This window comes from Hallella sp., from assembly GCF_037460745.1.
GTDB classification, from domain to species: Bacteria; Bacteroidota; Bacteroidia; order Bacteroidales; family Bacteroidaceae; genus Prevotella; species Prevotella faecis.
This window is the reverse complement of sequence record NZ_JAXVAE010000044.1, coordinates 1-11,433: the sequence shown is the minus strand read 5'-3', so window position 1 is coordinate 11,433 and position 11,433 is coordinate 1. Positions and strand designations below refer to the sequence as shown.

The 11,433-nt window shown below is 57.6% G+C and carries 7 protein-coding genes; 5 read left to right on the top strand and 2 right to left on the bottom strand.

Translation table 11 applies throughout. From position 1 onward, the window contains the following. The first annotated feature begins 746 nt into the window (after window positions 1-746). The 5 genes from WKK33_RS01145 to WKK33_RS01125 all read left to right on the top strand — a co-directional run bounded on the left by WKK33_RS01145 (window position 747) and on the right by WKK33_RS01125 (window position 5,872). Entirely contained in the window at window positions 747-2,090 is a 1,344-nt protein-coding gene (locus WKK33_RS01145) for an AAA family ATPase (RefSeq protein WP_337932106.1), read from the top strand. Window positions 2,091-2,203: 113 nt separating this feature from the next. Further along, window positions 2,204-3,187 carry a Gfo/Idh/MocA family oxidoreductase gene (locus WKK33_RS01140; RefSeq protein WP_337568373.1) on the top strand — a complete coding sequence of 328 codons (984 nt, stop codon included), beginning with the start codon at window positions 2,204-2,206 and terminating at the stop codon, window positions 3,185-3,187. A 3-nt stretch (window positions 3,188-3,190) separates the two neighbouring features. Continuing rightward, on the top strand, window positions 3,191-4,318 hold the full coding sequence (locus tag WKK33_RS01135; RefSeq protein ID WP_337932105.1) for a DUF4421 domain-containing protein: 1,128 nt from the start codon (window positions 3,191-3,193) through the stop codon (window positions 4,316-4,318). 21 nt (window positions 4,319-4,339) lie between these two features. Continuing rightward, window positions 4,340-5,191 (top strand): N-acetylmuramoyl-L-alanine amidase-like domain-containing protein, encoded by an 852-nt coding sequence (locus WKK33_RS01130; RefSeq protein WP_337932104.1) that lies wholly within the window; start codon window positions 4,340-4,342, stop codon window positions 5,189-5,191. A 30-nt stretch (window positions 5,192-5,221) separates the two neighbouring features. Continuing rightward, the gene (locus tag WKK33_RS01125; protein WP_337932102.1) at window positions 5,222-5,872 is read left to right on the top strand and encodes a YhcH/YjgK/YiaL family protein; all 651 of its coding nucleotides are present in this window, start codon (window positions 5,222-5,224) and stop codon (window positions 5,870-5,872) included. An 85-nt stretch (window positions 5,873-5,957) separates the two neighbouring features. On the opposite strand, the gene WKK33_RS01120 is transcribed toward WKK33_RS01125, so the two are convergent. Further along, the gene (locus tag WKK33_RS01120) at window positions 5,958-8,936 is read right to left on the bottom strand and encodes a TonB-dependent receptor (RefSeq protein ID WP_337932100.1); all 2,979 of its coding nucleotides are present in this window, start codon (window positions 8,934-8,936) and stop codon (window positions 5,958-5,960) included. Between the two features lie 20 nt (window positions 8,937-8,956). Continuing rightward, window positions 8,957-11,374: a hypothetical protein gene (locus WKK33_RS01115; RefSeq protein ID WP_337932098.1), complete on the bottom strand. Its 2,418-nt coding sequence runs from the start codon at window positions 11,372-11,374 to the stop codon at window positions 8,957-8,959. Window positions 11,375-11,433 lie beyond the last annotated feature (59 nt).

Here is an 11,433-nt window from a genome sequence, read left to right as displayed (position 1 = left end):
CGCAATTTGGAAAAATTCGAAAATTAGGGAAATTCGTTGTTACGCCGTCTGAGGCTAAAAGATAAAACCTTTCGGGGTGAGAGATTTACGCTCAGCGCGGCCGCTCGGCTTTGCCGCTTGACTTTGCCGCTTGACTAAGCAAGAAAGCCTTGGATAAAAAAGGAATGCTATCAAGCGCAACGCAATAGTAAAGTATTGAAACAGAGCGCGTTAGATACACTTTTGCCCTTACAGGGCGTGGTGTGATAGGGTGTGGCGGTTTACCCAGGGTGTCGCTTCGCTTGCCCTGGGCTGAGGAGGTCATTGGGCTTTCAGCCCGCTTCGTTTGACAGGAATGAAAAGAATGCCACATGACAGGCTTGCCTGATATGCAGAGAGCGTTTCTATAAGGGCGCGTTTAAGGGCACACCTCGTTTTGGAAACGCTTGCGGTTTCTCTCCGTTTTTGGTTTGGAAACGCTTGCGGTTTCGCCACCGTTTGGTTTGGAAACACCTTCCTTTCTCGCTCCGTTTGGTTTGGAAATGCTCACGGTTTCGCTCCGTTTGGTTTGGAAATGCTTGCGTTTCTCTCTGTTTTTGGTTTGGAAATGGATAGGTTTTATTGCGTTTTTGCTTTGGATTTGCAAATAATTGTCCTAACTTTGCAGAAGTTAGGCGGCACTCGGCCATCCGAGATCAAGTTCTCATGGCCCTCGTTGGCACTAACTTTGCATTCAAGTTGCACTATCATCACAAAAAGCAAAGCGTATGTTTGAACGAATAGCCATACGGTATCTTCGCCACTGGGCCGAAAAGGAAGAGCGCAAGCCGCTGGTGCTGCGTGGGGCTCGACAAGTGGGCAAGACCACCTTGGTGGAACTTTTCGCCAAGGAGTTTGACACGTATATATATCTTAATTTGGAGGAGCAGGAAAACGCGGCGTTGTTTGCCGCCGATTATTCTTTCGACGATTTGTTGGCTGGCATTTTCTTCAAGGCAAACAAGATGCAGGGCGAGAACCGTCGGACCCTGATCTTTATCGACGAGATACAGAATGAGCCCAAGGCGGTGCAAGCCTTGAGATACTTCTACGAGAAGCGCCCCGACTTGTATGTCATTGCCGCCGGGTCGCTCTTAGAGAGCCTAATGGGTCGACACATCTCGTTCCCCGTGGGCAGAGTGGAGTATATGGCGTTGCACCCCTGCACCTTTGTGGAATTCCTCAGGGCCATGGGGCACGACGCCATCGCCAACTATGTGGAGACGGTTTCGCTGCCTGCATCGCTCCACCATCTCACCATCGACTTGTTTAAGAAATACATGATTGTAGGTGGCCTGCCAGAGGCGGTGGCCAACTATGCCCAGCACAACGATTTGGTAAGGCTAAATGGCGTGTTCAACGCTTTGTTGTCGGGCTATCGCGACGACGTGGAGAAGTATGCCAGCAAGCCCAAGGAGCAAGACGCCATTAGGTATATCCTAAACTATGGGTGGACGGCGGCAGGCCATCGCATCCAGTTTGCGAAGTTCACAGGAGCCACATTCAAGGCGGCCGAGGTGGGCAACGCATTCAGGACCTTGGAAAAGACGCTTCTGCTCGAATTGGTCTACCCCATCACGTCGACATCGCTTCCCTTCTTGCCCGACCTAAAGAAGAGTCCGAAGCTGTTGTGGCTCGATACTGGCTTGGTGAATTATGTGGCGGGCATGCAGGAGAATTTGCTGTTCAACAAAGACGCCGACGAGCTTTGGAATGGCGACATCGCCGAGCATGCAGTGGGCCAAGAGCTGTTGGGATCAACGGTTACGTTTGGCGAGAAAAGAATGTTTTGGGTGCGCGACGCCAGAAACTCGCAAGCGGAGGTCGACTTTGTGATAAGGCACAAGTCGCACCTGTTGCCCATAGAAGTGAAGACGGGCAACAACGCCAAGCTTCGCTCGTTACACCAGTATATGGACGAGTCGACCGCAACAATTGCCTTGCGCCTTTGGAACGGCCCCATGACATCCGACGTAGTAACCACGCAGAAGGGCAAGTCGTTCAAGTTATACAACATACCGCTCTATTACGCCGGACATCTGCAAGTGTTCCTCGACGCAATGGGATGTTAACAAAATGTTAGCCCATAGATTTTGTATTGTCTTCGATTTGCCCTATCTTTGCATTCGAGTTAGGCGGCGGCGATAGGGCCGCACCGTCATTAACGTATATTTTTCAGTCCACTATGAAGAGAATAAACTGGGGTTTTATAGGCTGTGGCGAGGCCACGGAGAAAAAGTCGGGACCGGCCTTCGGCGAGGTGCCGGGGTCGCAGGTGGTGGCGGTGATGAGCCGCAACGCCGCCAAGGCGCGCCTCTATGCTGAGCGCCACCACATACGCAAGTGGTACACCGACGCGCAAGAGCTCGTCGACGACCCCGACATCGACGCCATCTACATCGCCACGCCGCCCTCGAGCCACGCCACCTTCGCCATCATGGCCATGCGATCGGGCAAGCCCTGCTATGTGGAGAAGCCGCTGGCGGCATGCTACGAAGACTGCCTGCGCATCAACCGCATATCCGAGCAGACGGGTGTGCCGTGCTTCGTGGCCTACTACCGCCGATACCTGCCCTACTTCCAGAAGGTGAGGGAACTGGTGGAGGATGGCACGCTGGGCAAGATTCTCAACGTGCAGATTCGCTTCTCGGCGCCGCCACGCGAGTTCGACAACGCGCAGGGCAGCAACCAGCCGTGGCGCGTGCAGCCCCTCATAGCGGGCGGCGGCTACTTCTACGACCTGGCGCCCCACCAGCTCGACCTGCTGCAGCAGCTCTTCGGGTTCATCATACGCGCACACGGATACCCCGCCAACCGCGCGCACCTCTACCAGGCCGAAGACACCATCAGCGCATCGTTTATCTTCCAGAGCGGCATACCGGGCAGCGCCTCGTGGTGCTTCGTGGGCCACGAGAGCGCCAAGGAAGACCGCATCATGGTGATCGGCGACAGGGGCACGCTGGGCTTCTCGGTGTATAGCTACGACCCCATCAGCCTCATCACCAGCGAGGGCCACCAGCGCTTCGCCATCCCCAACCCGGCGCACGTGCAGCTGCCCCTCATACGGGCGGTGGTGGAGCATCTGCAGGGCGTGGGCGTGTGCGAGTGCACAAGCGTCAGCGCCACACCCACCAACTGGGTCATGGACCGCATATTGGGCAAGTTCTGAGCCATGGCCAAGCGTGTGTTGCTCGCCCTCGTGGCCATCGCCCTGGCCTGCCACGCCAGCGCCAACCCCACCGACTCCACCGACTCCACACAGGTGGGGCGGAAGGAGCGTCGTGCCCGCACCTCGGGCCACGAATTGCGCAACCCGCTGCTCAACGCCGCCTACCAGTTTGTGAAGGAGTTCTCGCGTGTCGACACGCTGTATGTGGAGCCGCAGCACTACAACTTCACCGTGATGCTCCAAAACACCAACACCTACGAGATCTACCACCTGGCCAACAAGACGGGGCAGGAAATTGTGTTCGTGCCGAAGCCATCGGTGAAGCTCGGACCCTATGTGGGCTGGCGATGGGTGTTCCTGGGCTACACCGTCGACCTCACGCACCTCAGCGACGGCGACCGCAAGCAGGACCTCAACCTCAGCCTTTACAGCAACCAGATAGGGATCGACGTGTTCTACCGAAAGTCGGGAAACGACTACACCATCTCGCGCATGGACCTCGGCAAGCAGTACGACACCAGCCGCATGCGCGGAGCCTCGTTCGACGGGTTCCACTCGAGCATCACGGGCGGCAACCTCTATTACATCTTCAACCACCGCAAGTTCTCCTATCCCGCCGCCTACAGCCAGAGCACCGTGCAGCGGCGAACGGCGGGAAGCCCCATGATGGGCATTGGCTACACGCGCCACTCGCTCGAGGTTGACTGGGGCAAGCTGGCCGACCTCGTGGAGCAACGCCTCGGGACCACCAACGCCGACGGCATCATCGACTCGTCGATGCGCTTCTCGAAGGTGAAATACACCGACTACTCCGTCTCGGGGGGCTACGGCATCAACTGGGTGTTTGCCTACAACTGGCTCTTCAACGCCTCGGCCATGGCCTCGCTCAGCTACAAGCGCTCCACAAGCGACGTGCAAAATGAGGAGAAGGATTTCTTCCGAACCTTCGATTTCAAGAACATCAACCTCGACGGCCTGTTCCGCCTCGGACTGGTGTGGAACAACACGCGGTGGTACGCCGGCGCCAGCGCCGTGTTCCACGCCTACAACTACCGCAAGGATCAGTTTAAGACCAACAACATCTTTGGATCGGTCAACATCTATTTCGGCTACAACTTCGGACGAAGGTAGCCCCCAACACCCTTTTACGCTATGAAGAAAATATTGACGCTTTTGATCTTGCTCGCCACAACGGCCATGGGCTCCCAAGCCTCAACGCCCCACTATTGGCGAAGCGACTCGGTGAAGGTGGTGCGACTATTGGAAAAAGCCGCAACCCTAAACCCCAAAACCAACTACACCCTGTGGTTCGCACGCCAGCTGCGCGGACTGCCCTACGTGGCCAAGACGCTCGAGGTGAACCGCGAGGAGCGGCTGGTGGTCAACCTGCGGCAGCTCGACTGCACCACCTACGTGGAAACGGTGATGGCCCTCGCGCTCTGCATGAAGCAGAAGGCCCACACCTTCCAAGCCTTCTGCCGCAACCTGCAGCGCCTGCGCTACGAGGATGGCAAGGTGGCCTACACGCACCGCCTCCACTATTTTACCTATTGGATCGAGGAGAACGTGCGCAAGGGCCTCGTGGCCGACGTGCAAGGCCCCACGCCGCCCTTCACCGCCGTGCAGACCGTGCGGGCCAACTACATGACCACCCACACGCACCTCTATCCCATGCTTGCGGCCCATCCCCAATGGGTGGCACCCCTGCGGCAAATGGAGAGGGCTATCAGCGGCCGACGCTACCGCTACATTCCCAAGGGCCAGCTGAGGAACAGCAAACTGCTGCGGAGCACCATACACAACGGCGACATCATCGTGATACTCACCTCGAAGAAGGGCCTCGACACCAGTCACCTCGGCATAGCCGTGTGGCACGCCGACGGGCTACACATGCTCAACGCATCGCAGCTGCACCGCAAGGTGGTGGAGGAGCCCAAACTCCTGGCCACCTACATGGCTGAGCACCCCTCGCAGATAGGCATACGCATCGTGAGGGCGAAGTAGAACCTGCATAAGAAAAACAATCAGCACAACATGAAACAAGTCAAGAGAAAAATGGCCACCATGGCCATCGTCGCCACGCTCCTCACAACAGGAGCCACGGCACAAACCTACACGCACCATTACCCCAAGGCTGTGGAGCGCGCCGCCGCCAAATGGGTGAAGCAGGGACAATGGAGGGGAGCGTTCAACAAGGCCGTTCCCGCCCCTACGGTCAGCCTCACCGAGTTTTGCATACAGTATAGCAGGAACCCCAAGCTGTGGGACGAGCTCTTCCAATGGCTCCAGAACAACGACCTCAAGGCGCTCAAGCCAGGGCGCACGCCCATCGGCAAAACAGGCCTCGTGGCCTCCGTGGAGGATGGAACCAACTGGTGCTCGGAGCACGACCTCAGGAACGGGAAGGGATCGGAGAGCCACAGAGACAACATCGACTTCATGATCGTGGTAGACGGCGTGGAGGGACTGGCCCTCATCGACCACGACACAGCCACCCCCCTCGCCGACTACACCCCCGACGTGGAGCATTACCGCTACGACGCCACACGCCTCAAGCGGTTCGAGATGGCACCCAACACCTTCTGCATCATGTTCCCATGCGATTGGCACATCGCAAAAATTAAAACCGGAAAGCAACAAGAGCACGTTAAGGTCATCGTGGTCAAAATGCCATACGAAAGGTAGGGAGGCGAAAAAAGCAGGTCGCATGCCGCTCTTGTAGCCCTTATGCGCTCCCTGTTCCTTCGTGGCTTATCTGCTCTCCAATTGTTTACCTCTTCGGGTTGGCGTTGAACCTCCAGGCGAGGGAAATCATGGCGTAGCGCGGTATGGCGTTGTGCCACGTTTCGGTTCGTCCTTGGGCGTCGACGGCGTAGGAGGTGGTTGATAGCTCGTGGAGGATGTCGTAGCCTTGGAGCTTGGCCAGCAGGCGGCCTTTGCAGAAGGTGCGCGAGAGCTGCGCGTTCCACACCCAGTCGCTGGTGTTCATCTGGTGGGCCTGGTAGCCGCGGCGCGCCACCATCGTGAGGTCGGTGGAGAGTTGGAGGTGCCAGGGAAGGGCGAGCGTGGTGTTGAGCGCCACTTGGTAATCGCCGGCGTTGATGCGACTGAACCCTTCGCGCTGTCCGTCGACGAGGTAGTAGTTGCCTCCGGCGCTGAGCGCCATTTCGTACCGGTCGTTGGGCCGGAACGTCAGGCTTAGGTTGTTGTGCAGATGATAGTTGTTGACGATGCTGCGTTGGCTCTCGCCGCTTCCCGCCACCTTGGCCATGTCAACATTGTGGTTGTAGTGTGCCGTGAAGCGGTTGTTGAGGGTCCATTTCTGAGCTTTGTCGATGGCCCGTCCCATGCCTGCCTCGAGGTGGGCTTGCCAGTTGCCGTTTACGCTTACGGGCTGGGTGGCGCTAACGCCCGTGGCCTTGTTGAAGGTAAGGGCGTAGGCCACGGCGTGGTCGGTTTGTCGATAGGCTACGTTGGCGTAGAACATGCGTTGCCTGTTGCCATTTCGCTCTATGGAGGCCCGCGCCTCATAGGTGTGTGTGTCGTGCAGATGGGGGTTTCCCATCCGTATGCTCAGGGGGTTGGAGCTGTCGCGGTAATCGACCATGGCGGTTAGGTCGGGCAGCGCCGACGTCATGTTGAGGTCTATGCGCCACTTTGTTTTCTTCTCGCCCCACATGGCAAACACGGGCTCTACAAACAGCCTGCTGCGCGACACGTCGTGGCGGCCCTCCCTGTGGTAATAGAGGTTGCTGCTCACCTGCCGCATGGGCAGGTAGAGGCTAAGGCCGAAGTTGCGGTTTCGGCTCGTGAAGCTGTATCCTAACGTCAGCTTGTGCTCGTTGGTGTACTGCCGCATGCTGTAGCTGTTGGGGGCTTCGAGCACATTGCGCAAGGCATCGGCGGCCGACGGGAGGACGTTGAAGCGTGTGCTGTCGGCATCGGCCAACTTGTCGAGTCGGTAGAGCATGTTGCGGGCCTTGTTGTAACGGTAGCGGTACTCGTAGTCGACCGAGAGCATGGCGGGGTTGAGCATGTAGTTGTAGCCTATGCCGGTGCCCAGGTCGAGGTGCTGGTTGGGACTCACCGTGTAATAGTTGCGGTAATCGCTCGGGGCGTCGGTGGTGGCGAAGGTGGCGTCGGTGAGCGAGAAGGAGCGTTGGGTGAGCCGGTCGTAGGTCAGGTTGAAGCGGAACGGCACCATATCCATCTGCCACAACGACAGCATCTCGCTTGAGCTCAGGCGCAGGTTGAGGTTGTGGGCCTCATAGCAGCTGTTCATCAGCATGCGGTTGAGCACCGAGGCCGAATCGCTCGTCTCGGCAAGGCTGGCTGCAAACCCCTTGCGGTTGGCCCACAAAAGGTCGAAGTTGTTTTTCAGGCCGAGGTTTCTTACGCCCATGTCGGCTCCTAGACTGGCCTTCAGCAAATGGCTCTTGCCCACCGTGTTGGATTGGCTGGCGCTAAAGGCGTCGCCCATGGGCAGGAAGGTCTGCGTGTGGCTGCGCTGCTCGGCGTCGTTGTCGGTGTGGGTATAATACAGTTCTCCTCGAACCTCATCAAACTGTCCGCGGAGATAGTTGTGGTACGACAGGCCCATCGTCTTTGTGGCCACCAAGCCGTTCTCGACGTCGTTGTCGCCCCACCGGCCTCCTATGTCGCCGCGCTCGTTGTTGTTGAGGTTGTTGAGATTGAAGAACCCCACGACCTGCTCCTTGTCGGAGAACTTGAGGCCCATTCCGCGTAAGAGGTAGCGGTGCTGGGTGCCCACGCCTCCCTCAAGGTTGCCCAGATAGTTCTTGGCATACTCGCGTTTGAGGCGCACGTCCATAACGACCTGCTTGTCGCCCATGTCGCGCCCCATGCGTTGCGAAGCCATGCCCATGCGGTTATACACCTTTATCTTGCCGACGATGTAGGCGGGCAGGTTCTGCAAGGCCACCTGCGGATTGCCCGCGAAGAAGTCGCGCCCGTTGACGAGCAGGCTCTCCACCTTCTTGCCCTTCACGAAGATCTGCCCGTCGCGCGTGAGGGTCGTTCCCGGCAACCGGCTTATCAGCGCGTCGAGCATGGAGCCATCGGCGAGGTTGAACGCGTCGGCGTTGTAGACCACAGTGTCGCCGCGCATCACCATCTTCACCTTGGTGGCGCGAACCGTGAGCTCGGGCAGGTCGCGCGTGGGAACCCGCTTGGCCATCCTTATTTCTTTTGCGAACACCATGCCTTGCCGGTTACTCTTTATCTCACACTCGACAAGGCCGTCGGTGTAACCGTCCATCGAGGCACGGATGATGTATTTGCCTTTGCTGGTAGCCGACAGCTGGTAGAAGGCTATCTCGCCAAAGCTGCCATACGACATCACTGCCGTCGTTGTGTCGACAATGGTGCTGTCGGTAGTCATCAGCGTGATCTTCGACACGAGAGGCTTGCCAAAGGTGTCGGACACATATCCCGATATGCTGAAATGTCTCTGCGCCTGCAGGCAGGCACAGGAGCAAATGAGCAACACGAAACACAAAAGTCTTGGATAAAAACCGCCAGGCATCCAATCGCAAGTTCCTTGAAATTTCTTTCCGTCACTGGTGTACCAACAACTATCCCCTTTGTGTTGGCATTGTTGCCCAAACACACCTCTGCATTCAGGAGCAGAACTATCTTGAAAGGCTTCGCTACCTCCCATCACATTCTTCAGTTCCTCACGCGATAACACCTCGCCCAAATCAGCTTGGTTGAATTTGAATTTCTTCATTGTCTTATATTGCTTGACCGTTATTTCTTCTTGGGGTTGGCGTTGAACCTCCATGCGAGGGAGATCATGGCGTAGCGCGGTATGGCGTTGTGCCACGTTTCGGTTCGTCCTTGGGCGTCGACGGCGTAGGAGGTGGTTGATAGCTCGTGGAGGATGTCGTAGCCTTGGAGCTTGGCCAGCAGGCGGCCTTTGCAGAAGGTGCGCGTGAGTTGCGCGTTCCACACCCAATCGGTGGTGTTCATCTGGTGGGACTGATAGCCGCGGCGCGCCACCATCGTGAGGTCGGTGGAGAGTTGAAGGTGCCAGGGCAGGGCAAGAAGGGCGCAAAAACCTGCCTTGTAGCTCTCGGCCACGAGGTTGCGGAACCCTTCGCGCTTGCTGGCGCACCAGTCTTTAGCCACATCGGCCAAAAGCGCTACGGAGGTGCCGTCGCCGATGCTGTAATGGAGGATCGCGCTCCACTGGGCCGTGTGGTTGCAGACGACGCTCCTGCTTGCAGACGCTATGTCGGTAGTGGCCACCATGTCGACACTTCGCCTATAATGATAGTCGACTTGGCTTTTGAGCATCCATTTCTGCCTCTTGTCGAGCATAACGTCGAGGCCTACCTTGGTGGTGTTCGTCCAGTTTCCGTCGACGCTTACCGGACGGAAGGTGAACACGTCGGTGGCAGGGTCGTAAGCGTAGGCCATGACCGTCATGTCGCCCAAGAGGGTGGTGAGGCTCTTGGCGAAGAATGCGTTGCCGATGGCCCACCTTTTGCTGAACGATAGGTTGACGATGGCCGTCCATGGGTTTCGCAGCTGGGCGTTTCCCATGCTTACGCACAACGGGTCTCGGTCGTCGCGATAGTCGAGCATGTAGGCCATCTCGGGCAAGTCGTAAGACAGGGCGGCGTTGGCAGACAACTCGGTTTGCGAACCGTTGGGACGCATGTCAAACAGGTAGAGATAGGTCGAGGGCACGAAGAACCATCGGCTGCGACCTACCTGCTGATCGTAAACACGGAAAGCGCTGAGCCGCTTGCTTTTCCAACTGATAGGCATTTGCACCACCCATGTGCCACTCATGCCAAAGAGCCCTACCATCTTCTGTATCTCCAAGCCGATGTTGGCGTTGTGCTGGCGCAAGCGGTAATCGTAATCGTTCGGGTTGCGGAGGCCACTGGCCGACAAGTATAGGGCCATAGAGGGCGCAACGCTATCGGCGGGGACCGCAGCGAGCATGCCGAAACGGTTGTTGGTGGTGGTGTGGTCGTACGAATAGCGCAGCGATGGAACGATGGTGAAGCTGCCAAACCGTCCCTCGTATCGCAGGCCGCCACCCGCGTTCCAACGACGCGTCTTCTTGTTGTTGCGCTGGTTGCGTTGCGACATGTTTGTGTTGTTGTAGTCCGAAGTCATGGCAAGCGTGTCGCCCTCGTTCTCGCTCGAATAGCCCACGTGGAGGTCATACTTCACCAGGTCTTCAACGATCTTCACGCCTCCGTCGCCGCTCGCTTCCATTTTGAACGATTTGTCGTCGTGGCTAAGGTTGCTGAGGTGATTGTGGAAAGCCGTGCGGTCGGTGGTGCTGCTCTGAGCGCTGTTGCTCCACTGGTCACCCTTGGCTATAACGGCACGCAGCGTGGGGTTGACGTAGAACCCCTTGCCGTTATATCTCAGCGCGCCCTTGAAGTTCAGCTTGTCGCTCTGTTTCTCCTCGTGCGAGCGGTTGGTGCGCCACATGTCGCCATCTTTCAGGAAACGGGTCGCCGTCTCGTTTGTGGTGAGGTCTATGCCGTTGTTCTGCCACCACAGATCCATCGACACCGACCCCTTGTCGCCCAGAGAGAAGTTGCGTGTCGCCCCAGCCGTGCGCGGCCTCTGCCTTCCGGGGGTCGACTCGACATTGGCCCAACGCCCGGAGCCGTTGGCGATGCTTGCGTCGCTGAGGTTGTTGACCTTCCCATACACCATGACGTTGCCGACGTCGTTGAAACGCATGGCCGTCATTTCGGCATGGTAACGTCGGTTGGTGCCGTAGCCCGCCCCTATGTCGGCCATGTGGCCCGTGGAATACTCTTTCTTCAGCCTTACATCCATGGTCAGGATGCTGTCGTTCATGTTTCGACCCATGAGGCGTGTGGCCTGCCCCTCGTGTGAGAATACTTTTATTTTCCTCACGGTGTAGGCCGGCAGGTTGCTTAACGCCGCTTGGGGGTTGCCTTTGAAGAAATCGTGGCCGTTGATGACGAGCGATTGAACCGCCCGGCCATTCACGGTGATCACGCCATTGGCGTCGAGCCTCACACCCGGCAGCATCCGTATGAGGCCGTCGAGCATGGAACCGTCGGCAAGGTTGAACGCGTCGGCATTGTAGACCACCGTGTCACCGTTGAGAAACATCTTCACCTTGGTGGCGGTAACCGTCAGCTCGCGCAAGTCATGGCTGCGCAACTTGTTCCTGACTTCGTCATCGTGTCACCCAAAAGTCTTCGTCAAAGAGTTTAGCTATT

What these genes read in the sequence shown, in the direction of transcription:
- WKK33_RS01140 (WP_337568373.1), top strand. Translation starts at nt 2,204, where the DNA reads ATGAAGAGAATAAACTGGGGTTTTATAGGCTGTGGCGAGGCCACGGAG.
- WKK33_RS01135 (WP_337932105.1), top strand. Translation starts at nt 3,191, where the DNA reads ATGGCCAAGCGTGTGTTGCTCGCCCTCGTGGCCATCGCCCTGGCCTGC.
- WKK33_RS01125 (WP_337932102.1), top strand. Translation starts at nt 5,222, where the DNA reads ATGAAACAAGTCAAGAGAAAAATGGCCACCATGGCCATCGTCGCCACG.
- WKK33_RS01145 (WP_337932106.1), top strand. Translation starts at nt 747, where the DNA reads ATGTTTGAACGAATAGCCATACGGTATCTTCGCCACTGGGCCGAAAAG.
- WKK33_RS01120 (WP_337932100.1), bottom strand. Translation starts at nt 8,936, where the DNA reads ATGAAGAAATTCAAATTCAACCAAGCTGATTTGGGCGAGGTGTTATCG.
- WKK33_RS01130 (WP_337932104.1), top strand. Translation starts at nt 4,340, where the DNA reads ATGAAGAAAATATTGACGCTTTTGATCTTGCTCGCCACAACGGCCATG.